The organism is Kitasatospora sp. NPDC057940, from assembly GCF_042887425.1.
Lineage (GTDB): Bacteria > Actinomycetota > Actinomycetes > Streptomycetales > Streptomycetaceae > Kitasatospora.
Genome location: NZ_JBHVPH010000025.1, coordinates 104,208 through 121,671 on the forward strand (window position 1 = coordinate 104,208; position 17,464 = coordinate 121,671).

Annotated in this window: 13 protein-coding genes and 1 rRNA gene; 4 read left to right on the plus strand and 10 right to left on the minus strand. The window is 71.2% G+C overall.

Going from position 1 to position 17,464, the window contains the following annotated elements:
• Positions 1-2: 2 nt before the first annotated feature.
• On the plus strand, positions 3-1,160 hold the full coding sequence (locus tag ACFVTF_RS29965) for a TniB family NTP-binding protein (protein ID WP_387817487.1): 1,158 nt from the start codon (positions 3-5) through the stop codon (positions 1,158-1,160).
• A gap of 209 nt (positions 1,161-1,369) precedes the next feature.
• Here ACFVTF_RS29965 and ACFVTF_RS29970 read toward each other — a convergent pair whose 3' ends face one another.
• The 3 genes from ACFVTF_RS29970 to ACFVTF_RS29980 all read right to left on the minus strand — a co-directional run bounded on the left by ACFVTF_RS29970 (position 1,370) and on the right by ACFVTF_RS29980 (position 6,256).
• On the minus strand, positions 1,370-2,077 hold the full coding sequence (locus ACFVTF_RS29970; RefSeq protein WP_387817488.1) for a DUF3800 domain-containing protein: 708 nt from the start codon (positions 2,075-2,077) through the stop codon (positions 1,370-1,372).
• 349 nt (positions 2,078-2,426) lie between these two features.
• Positions 2,427-5,066, minus strand: coding sequence for a collagenase (locus ACFVTF_RS29975; RefSeq protein ID WP_387817489.1), 2,640 nt, complete (start codon positions 5,064-5,066; stop codon positions 2,427-2,429).
• A gap of 230 nt (positions 5,067-5,296) precedes the next feature.
• On the minus strand, positions 5,297-6,256 hold the full coding sequence (locus ACFVTF_RS29980) for a LysR family transcriptional regulator (RefSeq protein ID WP_063347594.1): 960 nt from the start codon (positions 6,254-6,256) through the stop codon (positions 5,297-5,299).
• A 387-nt stretch (positions 6,257-6,643) separates the two neighbouring features.
• Between ACFVTF_RS29980 and ACFVTF_RS29985 the strand changes: the two genes are divergently transcribed.
• Positions 6,644-6,841, plus strand: coding sequence for a hypothetical protein (locus ACFVTF_RS29985; protein WP_159398428.1), 198 nt, complete (start codon positions 6,644-6,646; stop codon positions 6,839-6,841).
• A gap of 155 nt (positions 6,842-6,996) precedes the next feature.
• Here ACFVTF_RS29985 and ACFVTF_RS29990 read toward each other — a convergent pair whose 3' ends face one another.
• Both ACFVTF_RS29990 and ACFVTF_RS29995 read right to left on the minus strand, forming a co-directional pair.
• Positions 6,997-8,343, minus strand: a complete 1,347-nt coding sequence (locus ACFVTF_RS29990) for a class I SAM-dependent RNA methyltransferase (RefSeq protein ID WP_363588367.1) — start codon at positions 8,341-8,343, stop codon at positions 6,997-6,999.
• A gap of 383 nt (positions 8,344-8,726) precedes the next feature.
• Positions 8,727-10,796, minus strand: a complete 2,070-nt coding sequence (locus ACFVTF_RS29995) for an APC family permease (RefSeq protein WP_363588359.1) — start codon at positions 10,794-10,796, stop codon at positions 8,727-8,729.
• Positions 10,797-11,025: 229 nt separating this feature from the next.
• Here ACFVTF_RS29995 and ACFVTF_RS30000 point away from each other — a divergent pair, with 229 nt between their 5' ends.
• On the plus strand, positions 11,026-11,694 hold the full coding sequence (locus ACFVTF_RS30000; protein WP_363369779.1) for a TrkA family potassium uptake protein: 669 nt from the start codon (positions 11,026-11,028) through the stop codon (positions 11,692-11,694).
• A complete protein-coding gene (locus tag ACFVTF_RS30005; RefSeq protein ID WP_063347598.1) occupies positions 11,694-12,365 on the plus strand; it encodes a TrkA family potassium uptake protein in 672 nt (223 codons plus the stop codon). The genes ACFVTF_RS30000 and ACFVTF_RS30005 overlap by 1 nt, the downstream gene beginning before the upstream one ends.
• 96 nt (positions 12,366-12,461) lie before the next feature.
• Here ACFVTF_RS30005 and ACFVTF_RS30010 read toward each other — a convergent pair whose 3' ends face one another.
• From ACFVTF_RS30010 to rrf, 5 genes are all read right to left on the minus strand, one after another.
• Entirely contained in the window at positions 12,462-13,277 is an 816-nt protein-coding gene (locus ACFVTF_RS30010) for a DUF3159 domain-containing protein (protein WP_387817490.1), read from the minus strand.
• A 2-nt stretch (positions 13,278-13,279) separates the two neighbouring features.
• Positions 13,280-13,687, minus strand: coding sequence for an OB-fold nucleic acid binding domain-containing protein (locus ACFVTF_RS30015; RefSeq protein ID WP_063347599.1), 408 nt, complete (start codon positions 13,685-13,687; stop codon positions 13,280-13,282).
• Positions 13,688-13,753: 66 nt separating this feature from the next.
• The gene (locus ACFVTF_RS30020; protein WP_033351413.1) at positions 13,754-14,434 is read right to left on the minus strand and encodes a response regulator; all 681 of its coding nucleotides are present in this window, start codon (positions 14,432-14,434) and stop codon (positions 13,754-13,756) included.
• Positions 14,435-14,543: 109 nt separating this feature from the next.
• The gene (locus tag ACFVTF_RS30025; protein WP_371516962.1) at positions 14,544-17,132 is read right to left on the minus strand and encodes an ATP-binding protein; all 2,589 of its coding nucleotides are present in this window, start codon (positions 17,130-17,132) and stop codon (positions 14,544-14,546) included.
• 240 nt (positions 17,133-17,372) lie between these two features.
• Positions 17,373-17,464: ribosomal RNA gene (gene rrf / locus ACFVTF_RS30030) — 5S ribosomal RNA — on the minus strand; the annotation flags it as partial.

A 17,464-nucleotide genomic window follows, 5' to 3' on the forward strand; every position in this document is an offset into this window, starting at 1 on the left:
ACGTGACCGCCATCGCCTTCCCTGACGACGAACCTCACTACTTCGAGCACCCGGGCCTCTCCGAGCCCCGCACGAAGGAGGAATGGCGCGCGTACCTCGACTTCGAGCCGCCCCTCAAGCCCGAGAAGCTCTCCCTGGAGCTGTACGAGCAGCTCAGCGCCCGAGAGAAGAGCCTCCACAACAAGGCCCGCAACGCCCACCACAGTGCCTTGGTGATCGTCCGCACTGCCAAGATGGAAGCCATCCACCACCAGATCCGCCGCCGGATGGTCACCAACGCCCACCAGCCGGCGGGAGCCCGCCGCGGCATCGTCCTGGACGGCCCCGCCACCTTGGGCAAGTCCACCCTCGTCAAGATGTTCGGCTACGACTTCGAGCACAGTCTGCGCCAGGAGTTCCCCGAGCGCTTCGAACGCAGCTACCGCGTCGACAACCGCTCGATCGACTACACGCCCGTGGTGTACGTCAACATCCCCTCCCAGGCCACCCCGAAGGACCTGTCCATCGCGCTGGCCGACTACATGGGCATGGGGTACCGCTCGGGCGCGACCAAGAGCACCATCACCAACCGGCTCCTGGACGAGATGCGTCGCTGCGGCGTGGAGCTGGTGATCATCGACGACGCCCACTTCATGGACCTGTCGCTCAGGGAAGGCAAGGTCGTCAACGACCACCTGAAGTTCATCGCCAACCACACGGCGGCCACCTTCATCTACACCGGGGTTGACCTCAAGCACTCCGGGCTGTTCCTGGAGGGCGCCGGCGGTTCCCGCGTCACCCAGACCTCCGGCCGCAACACCCTGCTTCACATCGAGCCGTTCTCCATCGAGACGCGGCAGGACAAGGCCGACTGGGTCAGCGTCATCGCGTCGATGGAGGACGCCCTCGTGCTCTACCGGCACCAGCCCGGAACTCTCAAGCGAGCCTGGAAGTACCTCCACCAGCGCACCGGAGGCAACATCAGCTCGCTCGCAGAACTGATCCGGGAGTCCGCCGCCGAAGCCGTCATGACCGGCGCCGAAATCGTCGACCGCAAGCTCATGAGCAACATCGTGATCAACGAGAACGCTCAGAGCACCTACGACACCTCGTGGCACGAGGAGCCCCAGCTCCCCATCACGTCGAGCGAGCCCGACAACGGAGAGACGGCCGCCGGCTGAAGCCTCGGCGAGAATCCAACACGGTGATCACAGACTAAAGCGCCAGCTCAGCGGCCCCACGGGGCATAGTCCCGATGGCTCAAAAGTGGCTCAGCACACGCTGTCCGTTGTTCCCATCGAGCAGCAAATCGCTAAACTTAGAGCCAGGGAGACGTCAAAGTCTTCCGGTGAGCCCTAGGCCCCGTCCGCGTGACGGGGCCTTTGTGCATCTAGGAGGGGTACCAGGTCAAGCTGTGCTGGATCTTCGGCTGGATCCGCTCCCACAACTTCTCGTTGGCCCGCCTTGCGCGGTCATCGACGTCCGCCTGGCTCCTGATGCGTCGATGGAGGTACGCGATGAGGTCCGCAGCCTGCACGAGTCTGCTCGACCGGGACGGTGCGAAGTGCATGGTGTCCACGATGCGCGTGAGCTGCGTCGCGCGATAGCCCCATGTTCCAACAGACTTGTAGTAGGCGAGCTCTTCGCGATAGCCGTCCTGCCCGGGGACCTCGTCGGCGATCATCAACGCAAACTCGTCCTTGGAACGCGCGTACTCCTCGACTCGCTCAAGCAGGTGGGTGAGGACAATCGAGTGGGGCGCGTCATGGTTATCGCCGTAGCGCCTCTGCAGGCCAGCAAGATCGACGCCGCGAAGAATGATCTTCACGTCATGGTCGGCTATGGCCTGGAAGGCGCTGCTGTAGACACCGACCCTCGCTCGGACCAGCGGTCCCATCTTCTTCCAGTGGCCCTTGGCCTGGAAGATGTCGTGTCCGTGGAGTTCGGCCTCGGCAGGGACGTCGTAGGAGCACGCCGCTTCGGCGACCACCTTGTCGAGCGCCTTGGCGAGTGAGATCGCCTCGGTGTCGGGACACAGGAGGGCCGCGATGTAGTACTTGGTGTCCGAGTAGCTCTCGTCAACGTAGGTCAACAGCACGGACCAAGGTTAATCCTCCCGAGTGGCGAGCATCACGGACGCACGTGAGGGCCTCACACAGCTCAGCCCAGATAGGGCGGCGGGGGACCCTCAAGTACTGCCGTGTCGTGTCACCGAGCGTGACTCCTGTCTGCCTGCCTCAGACGGCCATGTGCGAACTGAAATCTTTCGTGCGGTGGAAGCCACAAGATCCACCGCATGAAAGATTTCAGCTCCCAGGTCAACAGCACTGCGACTGAAACCATTCGTGCCGTCCGACACCCGGCGGACGCCCCCACGGACGCCGGGCGGCCGGGCCCGCGGCGGGGTGCCGCGGGCCTGGCCGCCCGGGAGCGAACGCAGGGCCGGATCAGAACTGGGTGCTGACCGTCACCCCGCTGAAGTCGGTGTTGGCGTAGAGGCTGATGTAGCGGTAGCCGGCCGTCGGGTTGGTGACGGTGATGCTCTGCGTGCTGCCGGCGTTGGTGGAGGAGGCGGTGAAGGCGTTCGGCGAGGCCCAGGTGTCCGCGTTGTAGTACAGGTACGCGGTGCCGGTGCCGCCGGAGGTGCTGATCTTCAGGGTGCTGACGCCGGCCGGCAGGTAGACGTAGAGGTAGTCGAGGTTGCCGGCGGTGGCGGTGAGGTTGGACCGGGAGCAGTTCTGGCCGAGCGCGTCGGTGCGCGGGTCGGTGCAGGTCGGCAGGGTGGTGCCGCCGCCGGTGCCGGTGGTGACGGTGACCGAGGCCGGGGTGCTGGCGGTCCTGCCGGTGGCGTCGGTGACGGTCAGGGCGACGGTGTACGTGCCCGCGGCGGCGTAGCCGTGGCTCGGGTTCCGCTGGTCGGAGGAGGTCCCGTCGCCGAAGGTCCAGTGCCAGGCGGTGATCTGGCCGGGGCCGGTCTGGACGGACTTGTCGGTCAGCGTGACGGTGGCGCCGTTGACGGCCTGGTCGAACAGCGCGGTCGGGCCGTCCGCGAAGCAGGCGCCGGCGGCGCAGCCGGTGAGCCAGGCGTCGAAGTCGGCGTCGTAGCCGGTGCCGATGCCGTTGTAGACCGCGTAGCCGCCCTGGTAGTCACCGGTGCGGAAGTGGCCGAGCATGGCGTAGACGTCGGCCGGGTGCTTCTCGAACATGTACCGGACGGCGAGGTAGCCCCAGGGGTAGGTGCGCACCGAGTCCGAGTTGCCGTACGTGTTCTGGAAGACGGTGCTGAGCTTGTAGGTGTGCTTGGCGGCCTCGGCCATCGCCTGGGTGTCGGTGGTGCCGCGGTAGGCGTAGGACTCGTACTCGGCGACGCCCTCGATCCACCAGATGTCGGGCACGGAGATCTCGGTGGAGAAGTTGCCCTTCATGTCGTAGATGCCGTCGAGGTAGTGCGTGTACTCGTGGTTGAGGTTCCACACGTTGGCGGTGAAGCCGTCGTTCCACGACTTCTGGTACATCACGCACACGGCGCGGTTGTTCGGGTCGGTCGGGTCCATCACGGTCTGGCCGCCGTTGTCGGTGGAGTTCCCGAAGATCGCCCAGGAGTAGTTCAGGTAGTCGGCCTGGTTGGCGAAGACCGCGAGGGTCATGTTCTTGCCGTACGGGTTGACCGGGCCGTTGTCCTTCACCAGGTTGTGGAAGAAGGTGTCCTCGCCGCGCAGGCTGGTGCAGACGGCGGCCAGGTCGGCGGGCGACAGCGACTCGGTCAGGATGGTGCGGTTGTCGCAGACCAGCTGGTTCGGCAGCACCGCCGCGGTCAGCTTCGCCGGCAGGTCGCAGGTGCCGTAGTACGAGCACTGGCCGGGGTCGAAGGCGTTGGCCTGGTAGGCGGTGTGGACGTACAACGGGCCGGTGACGCCGGTGATCTGGGCGCCGTCGAGCACCGCCTTGACCTTCCCCTTGACGGCGGCCTCGACGACGGGGCCGTCGCCGGCCATCCGGCCGAGGTCGTTGCCGGCGTTGACGTCGAGGTAGGCGTTGGCGGTGCCGAGCAGGTCCTTGTGGTTGAGCGCGAAGTCGCCCAGGACGGTGCCGATGCTCGGGTCGGCGCCGACCGCGCTGACGAAGTCGCTGTTCCAGTTGCCCCGCCACAGCGGCGCGGACAGCACGGCGTTGACCGCCTTGAGCATCTTCGGGAAGGTGTTGTACGAGTTGTTGTAGCTGGTCAGCACCTGCTTGTAGACGCCCAGGTAGCTGCCCTGCAGGTTGGCGCTGTCGGTCAGGACCAGCACCTCGTTGAGCACGGTGCCGTTGTTGTCGGTGACGTCGGTCCAGTGCCGGCCGGCGAAGAAGGCGTCGAGCCCGGCCTTGGAGGCGGCGGTGAGCGCCGCGTCGTAGGGGCCGACCGCGTCCGTGTTGTTGGACTGGACGTAGTACCCGGCCCGCAGGAAGAGCACGAGCTGCAGGATGCCGGTGGAGTTGTCCCCGGTGTAGTTCGCCGCCAGGCCCTGGTAGGCGTTGGCGACGGTGAGCATCTGGGATTCCTTGAAGATCCTGCCCGCGTCGGTGCCGGTGACGTTGAACAGCGTGGTCACGCAGTCCGTGGTCGAGCCTTCGAGGAAGGAGACCAGGTCGGCGCCGCTGCGGCCGCCGAAGTCGGCGGGGGCGCAGCTCGGCGCGGCCGCACCGGCCGCGCCCGCGAGGGCACGGGCGGAACTGCCGGGCTGGGCCGCGGAGTTGCCCGGCTTGGCCGCGGGTGCGTGCGGCTGGGCGGGGCGGGGCGCGGTCTGCACGGCGGTGCCGGCCGGCTGGCCCATCACGGCCTGGCCCAGCAGCGCCGGCGGCAGCGGCTTGGCGGCGGGGGCGGCGGCCTCGGAGGGGTCGGCCGCGAGGAAGGCCCCCAGCGGCTTCGGGACGGCCGACGCGGCGTCGGCCGTCGCCGGGGCGGCGGCGGACGACCGGGCGGCGGCCGACGGCTGGGCGGCCGGCCCGGACGCGGCGAGCGCGGGGACGGGCAGCAGGGTGGCGGCGGTGGCACAGCCGGCGACGACGCCGGCCATGAGCGTGGGGAGGGGTATGCGAAGGCGCACTGCGGGGTCCTTCTCCTGTGGGGGAGGTGACTGGACGACTGCCGAGGCTTGGGGGAAGTCGACGTGATCCTGCCATCGGGCGACCGGCCAGAACAATGTCACAGGTCATATGACATCTCCTGCGTCCGGCATAACACCGCCCCACCGGGACCGGCCTCCCGCCCCGGCCACGGCCGGACCCGGCCTCCCCGCCTCCGGCCCCTGCCTCCCCGCCGCCGGACCCGATCCCCCTACGGCCGGACCGGCCGGTACGTCCGCGCCGCCCAGGCCTGGAAGGTCGGCGAACTGGCGATCAGGTCCCGGTAGGCCGCGGCCGCCGCGCCGAACAGCGTCTCCACCACCTCGCCGCTCACCCCGGCGGCCCGCCAGGCCAGCAGGTGGCGGACCCAGATCGGCGTCCCGGCGAGCGGCTTGACCACCACTTCGGCCAGCGGCCTGGTGGTCGCCTGGACGACGGAGATCCCGAGCCCGGCGGAGATCATCTCCTGCAGCTCCAGCCGACCGCCGAGGAACTCGTGGACGGTCGCCGGGGTGAAGCCCGCCGCGGCGCAGGCGCCGTAGAACACGCCGTGCCAGCCGGCCCCGTCGTCGGGGGTGAGGAACCAGTCCTCCTCGGCCAGGTCCACCAGGGCGATCTCGGTGCGGTGCCGGAGCCGGTGGCCCGCCGGGAGTGCGACGAAGGCGGGCTCGGTGACGATGCCGCGGTGCGCGACGGCCGGCGAGTGGCGCAGTTCCCGGCCCGGGTAGTCGACGGCCACGGCGGCCTCCGCGTCACCCTGCTCCAGCAGGTCGACGATGTCCGACGAGCGGTAGACGGAGGTCACCGTGAAGCGCTGGTCGGGCCGCTGGTGCCGGGCCCTGGTGACCAGTCCGGGCAGGATCGGCGAGATGGTCGCGGCCAGGCGCAGCTCCTGGCGGGCCGGCTCGCCGGGGGCCGCCGGGCGGCGGCCGAGGCAGTCGGCGCGGGTGAGGAGGTCGCGCGCGGCGGCCACCACCTCGACACCGAAGCAGGTCGGCGCGACGCCCACGGCCGTGCGCTCGAACAGCGGCGCGCCCAGGTGGCGTTCGATCCGGCGCAGTTGCGTACTGGTCGCGGGCTGCGAGGCGCCGAGCAGGACGGCGGCCCTGCCGACGCTCCCCGTGTCGGCGATGGCGCACAGCACGCGAAGGTGCCGCAGTTCCAGCTCCATGACCCTCCCCCTCACGCAAGGGCCGCACCCTCCCGGCCGACCGCTCCGGGCGGGAGGGTGCGGCCCCGGCGGTGGCTGTGCAACAGCACACATGACATGTCGGCCGCTCACCTTCGCCCCGCGCGAATCACCTCGTCAAGCCCCCTCCGGGAGCCGAACGGCCGCGCCGGCAGCGGCCTTTACCGGCGCATTGCGTCCCCCTGACCACTCCCTGACCCGCACCCCGGCGACCGCCCGGCCCGGCACCCGCGAAGCGCCTCCGCGGCCACCGCGCCCGACGCCGCCCCGCCGGGGCGAGCGAGACTTGAAGAGTTCTTCACCTTCCGGGACTCTGAACTCTCCTGAGCGCGTTCCGCGGAGCGGCACCGACCGGTCTGGAGGCCGGCAATGACAGCCATGTTCGACCAGGAGCTGCGCGAGCAGCTCGCCCAGGCCCGCCGGGACCTCGCAGCGGCCCGGGCCGAAGGGGACGCCGACGGCGTCCAGGCGTACGAGGGCCGGATCGCCGGACTGCTCCGGCTCGCCGCCCAGCACGGGATCGACCTTCCGCACAGCGCCGACGAAGAGGAGCACAACCGGCCCTGACCGTCCCGCACCGGAACGGCGAGGAGGCGGCACCCGTGTGAACGGGTGCCGCCTCCTCTGCCGTCTCGTCCGCCGAACTCCCCGGACCGCCTCGGACTCCCTCGAACGCGATCAGCGCCCGTCGAAGCCGGCCGGCACCCCGGAGGGCCGCCGGGTCACTTCCCGATCGGCTCCAGGACCGCCACGCACTCGAAGTGGTGCGTCATCGGGAACAGGTCGAAGGCCCGCAGCGAGACCGGCCGGTAGCCGCCCTCGCGGAAGAACGCCAGGTCCCGGGCGAGCGCCGCCGGGTCGCAGGCGACGTACGCGATCCGGCGCGCCTCCAGGCCGACCAGGTGCGCGACGGTCTCGCGCCCCGCGCCCGAGCGCGGCGGGTCCAGGACGATCAGGTCGGTGGCGGTGATGCCGGTGCGCGGCAGCAGCGTCTCGACGCGGTCGCACTCGATCCGCACGTTGTCCAGCGCGGCCAGGTTGTGCCGGGCGTCGGCCACGGCCTGCTTGGAGGACTCGATGCCGAGCACCGCGCCCTCCTCGCCGACCCGGTCGGCCAGCGCGCCCGCGAACAGGCCGACGCCGCAGTACAGGTCGAGCGCGTTCTCGCCCCACTGCGGGTCCAGGCCGTCCAGGACGGCGTCGACCAGGGTGTCCGGCGCCTCGGGGTGGATCTGCCAGAAGCCGCCGTTGCTGACCCGCCAGGTCCGCCCGGTCGCCCGCTCGCGCACGAAGCTGCGGCCGTGCACGCGGTGGATGTCGCCCTGGTCGTCGACCCGGGCGATCGACACCGGCTTGTCCAGCTCGACCAGCGGCAGCTGGGCGCCGGGGCGCGGGGTGAGCACCACCTGGCGGTCCGAGGAGCCGCTCGCGGCGATCACCTCGACCGAGGCGATGCCCGGCCAGTCACGGGCCTCGATGCCGAGTTCGGTGACGCCCTCGGCGGCGATCAGGCAGCGGTCCACCGGCTGCACCTCGTGCGAGCGGTGCTTGCGCAGGCCGACCTTCCCGGTCTCCTGGTCCACCGCGTACTGCACGCGGGTGCGCCAGGTCGGCACCTGCCCGGCCGGCAGCTTGCCGCCGACCGGCTCGACGCTGCCGTCCCAGCCCGCCTCGGCCGGGGTGAGGCCGGCCAGCTTGGCCAGCTGCTCGGTCAGCACCTGCCCCTTGAGCTTGCGCTGCCCGCCCGGGGTGACGTGCTGCCAGTCGCAGCCGCCGCACTTGCCGGGCCCGGAGAACGGGCACGGCGGCGCGATCCGCTCCTTGGCGGGCTCCAGGATCTCGACCGCGTCGGCCCGCAGGAACCGGGAGGTGGAGGTGCCCTCGGTGACCAGTGCGACCACCTTCTCGCCGGGCAGCGCGTGCCGGACGAACAGCACCCGGCCCTCGTGCCGGGCCACGCAGTGCCCGCCGCCGTGCGCGACCGGGCCGACCTCGACCTCGTAGCGCTGGCCGGCCAGCGGATCGCCGGACGGCGTCTCGGGCCGCGCGGCCCGCGGCGCGGTGCGCAGCGCCTTCGGCGGCCGCACCGCCTGCTTGCGCGGACGCTCCCCCGGCGTGCGGGACGCCTGCGCGCGGGATCCTTGCGCACGGTCGCCCTTCGGCGCACCGTCCTTGGAGCGCTCGGCCTTCTGCGTGCGCTCGGCCTTCTGCGCACCGTCGGTCTTCTGCGTACGGGCGGCCTTCGGCTTCCCCGTGTCGGCTTCCGCCGGACGCGCGGGAGCGGGCTCGCCCGGCGCGAGCGGCGCGGTCTGCGCGGTGAAGCCGTCGCGGTCGGTGGCGGCCGGGCGCACGGGCTTGCCCCAGCGCGGCCGGGCGACCTTGCCGGGCTTGGCGGCGCCCTTGCGGGCACCCTTGCCCGAGGAGCCGGAGGAGCGGGACGGGGTGTTGCGGGTCACTGGGCGGAGTCCTTGCTGCTGTCAGCGGTGGCGTCTGGCATAACGGGGACCTTCGACTTTACGGCCTTCGGCGCCCGAGGCTCGCCACGCCGGACGGCACCCGGCGCCGACCAGGCCTTCTGCGGCTTGCGCCGCTCGGAGGACTCCAGCTGCCACGGCACCGAGGTGACCATCACCCCGGGCTTGAACAGCAGCCGCCCCTTGAGCCGCAGCGCGCTCTGGTTGTGCAGCAGGTGCTCGTACCAGTGGCCGACCACGTACTCGGGGATGTAGACCGACACCACCTCGCGCGGGCTGCTGCGGCGCAGGTTCTTCACGTAGTCGAGGACGGGTCCGGTGATCTCGCGGAACGGCGAGTCCAGCACCTTGAGCGGCACCTCGATGCCGCGCTCGTCCCATTCCCGGCGCAGCGCCGCCGTGTCGGCCGGGTCGACGTTGACGGTGACGGCCTCCAGGGTGTGGGCGCGGGCGAGCCTGGCGTAGGCGAGGGCGCGCAGCGCGGGCTTGTGCAGCTTGGAGACCAGCACGATGGCGTGCACCCGGGTGGGCAGCACCACGTCGTCCGGCTCCTCGGCGGCGATGAGCTCCTCGGAGACCCGGTCGTAGTGGCGGCGGATGCCCTTCATCATCACGAAGAGCACGACCATCGCGGCGATCGCGATCCAGGCGTGGCTGATCTTGGTGACCAGGACGACGATCAGCACGGCCATGGTCATCACCAGGCCGAAGGTGTTGATCGCCCGGCTGCGCTGCATGTGGCGGCGCTTGGCCGGGTCGGTCTCGGTGCGCAGCAGCCGGGTCCAGTGCCGGATCATGCCGGACTGGCTCATGTTGAAGGAGACGAAGACGCCGACGATGTAGAGCTGGATCAGCCGGTTGGGGTCCGCGTCGAAGGCGATGACGAACAGGATCGCGGCGATCGCCAGCAGGATGATGCCGTTGGAGAAGGCCAGCCGGTCGCCGCGGGTGTGCAGCTGGCGCGGCAGGTAGCGGTCCTGGGCGAGGATCGAGCCGAGCACCGGGAAGCCGTTGAAGGCGGTGTTCGCGGCGAGCACCAGGATCAGGCCGGTGACGGCGGCGACGAAGTAGAAGCCGGGCGTGAAGTTGTTGAAGACGGCTTCGCTGATCTGGGCGAGCGCGGTCTTCTGGTGGTAGCCGGGCGAGGAGCCGACGAGCTGCTCGGCCGGGTTCTCGGCCATCTGCACGCCGGTGAGGCGGGCCAGCCAGATGATGCCCATGAACATCACCACGGCGATGCTGGCCATCATCAGCAGGGTGGTGGCGGCGTTCTTGCTCTTGGGCTTGCGGAAGGCCGGCACGCCGTTGGAGATGGCCTCCACGCCGGTGAGCGCGGCGCAGCCGGAGGAGAACGACTTGAGCAGCAGGAACACCATGGCGAACCCGGCCAGCGATTCGTTGCCGGGGGTGGCGGCGAGGTGGAATCCGGAGCTCTCGGCGGGCATGTCCTGGCCGAGCAGGAAGTGCCGGACGAAGCCGTAGCCGACCATGCCGATGACGCCGATCATGAAGGCGTACGTCGGGACGGCGAAGGCGGTGCCGGATTCGCGGACGCCGCGCAGGTTCATGCCCATCAGCACCACCACGACGATGACCGACAGGGTCAGTTCGTGGCCGCGCAGCGCGGGGACGGCGGAGACGACGTTGGCGACGCCCGAGGTCGTCGAGACGGCCACGGTGAGCACGTAGTCGACCATCAGGGCGCTGGCGACGACGAGTCCCGACTTGGGGCCGTGGTTGACGGTCGCGACCTCGTAGTCGCCGCCGCCGCTCGGGTAGGCGTGCACGTTCTGCCGGTAGGAGGCGACCACCGCGAGCATCACGATCGCGACGACGACGCCGATCTGCCAGGAGAAGTGGATCGCCGAGGCACCCGCCACGGAGAGCGTCAGCAGGATTTCCTCGGGGGCGTACGCGACCGAGGAGAGCGCGTCCGAGGCGAAGACGGGCAGCGCGATCCGCTTGGGCAGAAGTGTTTCGCCCAATTTGTCGCTGCGCAGGGCGCGCCCGATCAGGATGCGTTTCGGTAGGTCAGTCGGCATAGGCACGTTAAGGAATCGTAGGGGCTTCCCGGGCCGGGCTCCGCCGTTTGTCCCCCCCTTCGTCGCGACTGCGTTCTATGGACCGGCTAGCGTGTCGGATACGAGTCGGCGGGCAACACTCACGTTGTGAGTCGGCGCCCCACGAGAACGCTCGCCCAGGGAAGCCGGGCGGGAAAGGGAGATGAACGGTGTTTGCGCAGGTCAAGAACCCTACGGGACGGGTGAGGTAGCGCCGGTGCACATCGTCATCATGGGCTGCGGCCGCGTGGGCTCGGCCCTCGCCAGAGCCCTGGAGAAACAGGGCCACTCGGTGGCCGTGGTCGACCAGGACCCGACCGCGTTCCGTCGGCTGGGCGCCGGGTTCAACGGGCGCCGGGTGACCGGCGTCGGCTTCGACCAGGACACCCTGCGCGAGGCGGGCATCGAGGAGGCCGGCGCGTTCGCCGCGGTCTCCAGCGGCGACAACTCCAACATCATCGCCGCGCGGGTGGCCCGGGAGAACTTCGGCGTGGAGAACGTCGCGGCCCGGATCTACGACCCCCGCCGCGCCGAGGTCTACCAGCGCCTGGGCATCCCGACCGTGGCGACGGTCCGGTGGACCGCCGACCAGATGCTGCGCCGGCTGCTGCCGAGCGGCGCCGAGCCGCTGTGGCAGGACCCGAGCGGCGGCGTCCAGCTGGCCGAGGTCGCCTACGCCCCGGGCTGGGTCGGCCACCGCATCAGCGTGCTGGAGGAGTCCTCCGGCGCCCGGGTGGCGTTCGTCACCCGGCTCGGCGAGGGCGTGCTGCCCTCGCCCCAGATGGTGGTGCAGGAGGGCGACCTGGTGCACGTGATGCTGCGCCGGGGCGACCTGACGGCGGTCGAGGCCGCGTTCGCGCAGGGGCCGAAGGAGGAGGGTCACTGATGCGGGTCGCCATTGCCGGGGCCGGTGCCGTGGGTCGCTCGATCGCGGGCGAGCTGCTGGAGAACGGGCACGAGGTCCTGCTGATAGACAAGAACCCCAACTCCATCTCGGTGGAGCGGGTGCCGATGGCGGAGTGGCTGCTGGCCGACGCCTGCGAGATCACCTCGCTGGACGAGGCGGCCCTGCAGCGCTGCCACGTGGTGATCGCCGCGACCGGCGACGACAAGGTGAACCTGGTCGTCTCGCTGCTCGCCAAGACCGAGTACGCGGTGCCGCGGGTGGTCGCCCGGGTGAACAACCCGAAGAACGAGTGGCTCTTCAACGAGTCCTGGGGCGTGGACGTGGCCGTGTCCACCCCGCGTCTGATGTCCGCCCTGGTCGAGGAGGCGGTCAGCGTCGGCGACCTGGTCCGGCTGATGCGCTTCAGCCAGGGCAACGCCAACCTGGTCGAGCTGACCCTGGCCGCCGACACCGAGCTGGTCGGCACCCGGGTGGGCGACGTGGCCTGGCCGCAGGACACCGCGCTGGTGACGATCATCCGCGAGGGCCGGGTGCTGGTGCCGGGCAAGGACGACACCCTGGAGGGCGGCGACGAGCTGCTCTTCGTGGCCGCGCAGGAGCGCGAGGAGGAGCTGGAGGACCTGCTGTCGGCGTCCTCCGGCGCCCAGTAGGGCCGAAGGCGCGGACCGGACACGGGCGAGGGCCCGCACCCCTGGTGGGTGCGGGCCCTCGCCCGTCGCGTGCGGGTCTGCCGGCCGGGGCTCCGGCTAGCGGGCCGGCTCCTCGTCGTCGTCGAACTGCGCCTTGATCGGCGGCGGCGCCTTGAGCAGGATCTGCCAGGTGACGTACATCGCCAGCAGCATCGGCGGGATGCCGAGGGCGACCTTGAGCCAGCCGAGCAGGTTGACGTTGTGGGTGAAGTACAGCGGGAAGAGGATCACCGGCTTGAGGCCCATGATCACCACCCAGGCCCAGGTCGCCTTGGTGTAGGCGGCGAACCGGCCCGGGTTCTCCTTGCGCCAGGTGAACATCTCGCCGGTGACCGGGCCGAGCATCACGCCGATCATCGGCCAGCGCACCAGGGCGGAGACCGCCAGGGCGATGCAGTAGCCGACGTTCCACAGCAGGCCGGGCAGGTAGAAGTCCTCGGCGCGGCCGCTCTTCATCGAGATCCAGGCGCCGAGGGCGACGCCGAACACCCCGCTGAAGGCGTGCTGGACGGTCTCCCGCCGGGCCAGCCTGGTCACCACGAACACCGCGCACAGGCCCAGCGCGGCCCAGGCGGCCGAGCTGACCTGGTGGGTGATGTTGAAGGTGACGATGAAGACCAGGCCGGGCAGCGTCATGTCGATCATGCCGCGCACGCCGCCGAAGGCCTGAAGAATGGTGTCGGCCGCCTCCTTGGAGGCGGCGGCCTTGCGGGCGGCCTCCTCGGCCGCGCTGTCGGCGGCCTCCGTGGCGACGACGGCCTCGCGGACGGCCGCGTCGGCCGCGGCCCCGGATCCGTGCGGGCCGGGCGGCGCGTGGTGGTTCGCGGCCAGGTCAAGCTGGGCGGCGGACTCGCCGCCGGGCTGGTTGCTCACGCTCATTCGCTCCCGTGTCCGACCGGACGCAGCTCATAGCGGGGGTTGAACAGCACGCGGCGCCCGCGTGCGTGGCTGATCCGGCCGCTGGCGACGAGCCGGCGGCCCGGCTCTATGCCCGCGATCGAGCGGCGGCCGAGCCAGACCACGTCCAGCGCCTCCGTGCCGTCGAAGAGTTCGGCCTCCAGGGCCGGCACCCCGGCCCGCGGGCGGAGCGTCACCGTGCGCAGCGTGCCCGCGACGGTGACCAGCTCGCGGTCCGCGCAGCCGGCGATCGGCGTGCAGCCCGACTCCGCCGCGCTCTCCTGGCGCAGCTCCTCGGCCTGCAGCTCCTCGGCCGAGGAGGTCAGCCGGCTGAGCATGCGGCGGAAGCGCCCCTGCGGCTGGTCGCTGCTGTTGTCACCACTCATGCCGGAAGGGTACCGGTTTCCGCGCCCCCGGCGGCAGGCCGTACGACCACCGGGGGCGTCCCGGGGTCAGCTCTCGAAGCGGTAGCCCATGCCCGGTTCGGTGATGAAGTGGCGCGGGTGCGAGGGGTCGCGCTCCAGCTTGCGGCGCAGTTGGGCGAGGTAGACCCGCAGGTAGTTGGTCTCGGTGCGGTAGGCGGGGCCCCACACCTCCTGGAGCAGCTGGGTCTGGCTGACCAGCCGGCCGGCGTTGCGGACCAGCACCTCCAGCAGGTGCCACTCGGTCGGGGTGAGGCGGACGTCGGTGCCGTCCCGGTTGACCTTCTTGGCGGCGAGGTCGACGGTGAAGCTCTCGGTGACGACCAGCGAGTCGTCCTCGCCCGCGACCGGCTCGGCGCGGCGCACGGCGGCGCGCATCCGGGCGAGCAGCTCGTCCATGCCGAACGGCTTGGTGACGTAGTCGTCGGCGCCGGCGTCCAGGGCCTCGACCTTCTCGTCGGAGGCGTGCCGGGCCGACAGCACGATGATCGGCACCCGGGTCCAGCCGCGCAGGCCGCGGATCACCTCGACGCCGTCCATGTCGGGCAGGCCCAGGTCGAGGACGACGACGTCGGGATGGCGGGCGGCGGCCAGTTCCAGGGCGCTCGCGCCGTCATGGGCCGCGTCGACCTCGTACTTGCGGGCCTTGAGGTTGATCACCAGCGCGCGGACGATCTGCGGTTCGTCGTCCACGACGAGGACCCGGGTCATTTACGGGCTCCGCCTTTCAGGGCTGTCGGACTTACGGACTGTGTGACTTGCTGAACATACGACGTGCGGAAGCGAGGAACGACAGGCCGGAGCGGCCGGCCACCGGCCGTCACGTGATCAGCCGCGACAGTGGATCGTGCCCGTCGCCGGCCGTCTCCCCCGGTTCCGGCGGCCGCTCGGCGGCGGGCAGGCTGACGACCATGGTGAGGCCGCCACCGGGGGTGTCCTCGGCGGTGACGGTACCGTCCATCGCCTCGACGAAGCCGCGCGCCACCGCGAGCCCGAGGCCCACCCCGGCGCCGCGCGGCGCGTCCCCGTAGCGCTGGAACGGCGCGAAGATCCGCTCCTTGGCGTCCTCGGGCACGCCCGGGCCGCGGTCCACGATCCGCAGCTCGACCCGCCCGGAACCGCCCGGCTGACGCAGCGCGTCGGCCTTGACCAGCACCTTGACGCCGTCCGGGCTGTACTTGACGGCGTTCTCGACCAGGTTGGCCAGCGAACGCTCCAGCAGGCCGCCGTCGGCCCGGATCATCGGCAGCGTCTCCGGGACGTCGAGGCGCACCGACTCGGGCGGCACCCCGCCGAGGGCGAACGGCACCACCTCGTCCAGGTCGGTCTCCTGGATCAGCGGGGTGACGGTGCCGGTCTGCAACCGGCTCATGTCCAGCAGGTTGTTGATCAGGTGGTCGAGCCGGTCGGCCCCGGCCTCGATGCCGGCCAGCAGCTCCGCCTCGTCCTCCGGCGCCCACTCGACGTCGGCCGCCCGCAACGAGGTGACGGACGCCTTGATCCCCGCCAGCGGGGTGCGCAGGTCGTGCGAGACCGCCGCCAGCAGGGCGGTGCGGATCCGGTTGCCCTCCGCCTCCCGGCGGGCCGCCGCGGCCTCCCGGGCCAGCCGGCGGCGCTCCAGCACCACGGCCGCCTGCGCGGCGAACGCCCCGAGCAGGCGCCGGTCCGCCCCCGGCAGCACCCGGCCGCGCAGCACCAGCGCCAGGCTGTCGCCGACCGGCACGTCCACGTCGGCCTCCTCCGGCCGCTCCGGCGGGCGCGGCCCGGCGGTGGCGACCGGCACCCAGGCACCGAGCGGCTCCGGACGCTCCAGCAGCGCGGCGCTCTCCTGCCCGAAGGTCTCCCGGACCTGCTCCATCAGCGCGGTCAGCACCCCGTCCCCGTTCGGCGCGCCGCGCAGCACGGTGCCGGCCAGCGCGCTGAGCGTCTGCGCCTCCGTCTGACTGCGGGCCGCCTGGTGGGTGCGCCGGGCCGCCAGGTCGACCACGGAGGCGACCGAGATGCCGACCACCGTGAATATCGCCACCGCCATGATGTTCTGCGGCTCGTTGATCGTGAAGGTGTGGATCGGCGGCGTGAAGTAGTAGTTCAGCACCGACGAGGCGACCAGCGCCGACCCGATCGCCGGCAGCAACCCGCCGACCAGCGCCGCGCACACCGTCAGCGACAGGAACAGCAGCATGTCGGTCGACAGGCCCAGCCCGCCGATCGCGGTCAGCACCAGCGCCAGCACCGGCGGACCCGCCAGCCCGATCAGCCAGCCCGCGATGGTGCGGGGGCGGCCCAGGTCGGTGATCCGGCGCACCGGCACCCGCCCGCGTCCGTGCCCGGCGTGCTCGTGGGTGACCATGTGGATGTCGATGTCACCGGCCTCCCGGGTCACCGTGGTGCCGACGCCCGGCCCGTAGAGGTACTGCCAGGCCGGCCGGCGGCTGGTGCCCAGCACGATCTGGGTCGCGTTCACGCCCCGGGCGAAGTCCAGCAGCCCGGCGGCCGGGTCGTCGCCGAGGACGGCGTGGAAGGAGCCGCCGAGGCTCTCCACCAGGGCCCGCTGCTCGATCAGCGTCTGCGGGGAGCCGGTGCCCGAGAGCCCGTCCGAACGGGAGATGTGGACGGCGAGGAGTTCGCCGCCGGAGACACGGGCCGCGATCCGGGCCGCCCGCCGGATCAGCGTCGCCCCCTCGGGGCCGCCGGTCAGGCCCACCACGATCCGCTCCCGGGCCTGCCAGGTGCCCTCGATGCCCTGCTCGGCCCGGTACTTCTGCAGGTACTCGTCGACCCGGTCGGCGGTCCACAACAGCGCCAGCTCGCGCAGCGCGGTCAGGTTGCCCGGGCGGAAGTAGTTGGCCAGGGCCGCGTCTATCTTCTCCGGCGCGTACACGTTGCCGTGCGCCAGCCGCCGCCGCAGGGCCTGCGGCGACATGTCGACCAGCTCGATCTGGTCGGCCCGGCGCACCACCGCGTCCGGCACGGTCTCGCGCTGGCGCACCCCCGTGATGCCCTCGACGGCGTCGCCGAGCGACTCCAGGTGCTGGATGTTGACGGTGGAGATCACGTCGATCCCGGCCGCGAGCAGCTCCTCGACGTCCTGCCAGCGCTTGGCGTTGCGGCAGCCGGGGATGTTGGTGTGCGGCAGCTCGTCCACCAGCGCCACCTGCGGGCGGCGGGCGAGGACGGCGTCCACGTCCATCTCGGTGAACGCGGCCTCCCGGTGCACCAGCTGCCGGCGCGGCACGACCTCCAGCCCGTCGACGAGCTCCGCGGTGAGCCGCCGGCCGTGATCCTCCACGAACGCCACCACGACGTCCGTGCCACGCTGCTGTCGCCGGTGCGCCTCGGCGAGCATGGCGTACGTCTTGCCGACCCCGGGGGCCGCCCCAAGGTAGATGCGCAGCCTGCCTCGTCCCATGAGCACCATTCTTGATCCGGCTCCGCCCCGGGGCCACCCCCGGACACCTGTTCCCCTTCCCTTCGAGACTACGGCGTGAGCGGCGATTTTCCGCTGATCAGTGGACTGATCATGCGGTTTTAGCGACATATTGACGGCGCCCGCCCCCTCGGCCGGGCCGGCGTGAAAGCCTTCTGCCCTGTCCCCGGGAAATGCAAAAAGACCCCCTCCCGGAAGGGAGGGGGTCTTTTCGGAATAATTGTTCGGCGGCGTCCTACTCTCCCACAGGGTCCCCCCTGCAGTACCATCGGCGCTGTAAGGCTTAGCTTCCGGGTTCGGAATGTAACCGGGCG

What these genes read in the sequence shown, in the direction of transcription:
- ACFVTF_RS29980 (WP_063347594.1), bottom strand. Translation starts at nt 6,256, where the DNA reads ATGGAGCTGGAACTGCGGCACCTTCGCGTGCTGTGCGCCATCGCCGAC.
- ACFVTF_RS30025 (WP_371516962.1), bottom strand. Translation starts at nt 17,132, where the DNA reads ATGGGACGAGGCAGGCTGCGCATCTACCTTGGGGCGGCCCCCGGGGTC.
- ACFVTF_RS30020 (WP_033351413.1), bottom strand. Translation starts at nt 14,434, where the DNA reads ATGACCCGGGTCCTCGTCGTGGACGACGAACCGCAGATCGTCCGCGCG.
- ACFVTF_RS29985 (WP_159398428.1), top strand. Translation starts at nt 6,644, where the DNA reads ATGACAGCCATGTTCGACCAGGAGCTGCGCGAGCAGCTCGCCCAGGCC.
- ACFVTF_RS30005 (WP_063347598.1), top strand. Translation starts at nt 11,694, where the DNA reads ATGCGGGTCGCCATTGCCGGGGCCGGTGCCGTGGGTCGCTCGATCGCG.
- ACFVTF_RS30015 (WP_063347599.1), bottom strand. Translation starts at nt 13,687, where the DNA reads ATGAGTGGTGACAACAGCAGCGACCAGCCGCAGGGGCGCTTCCGCCGC.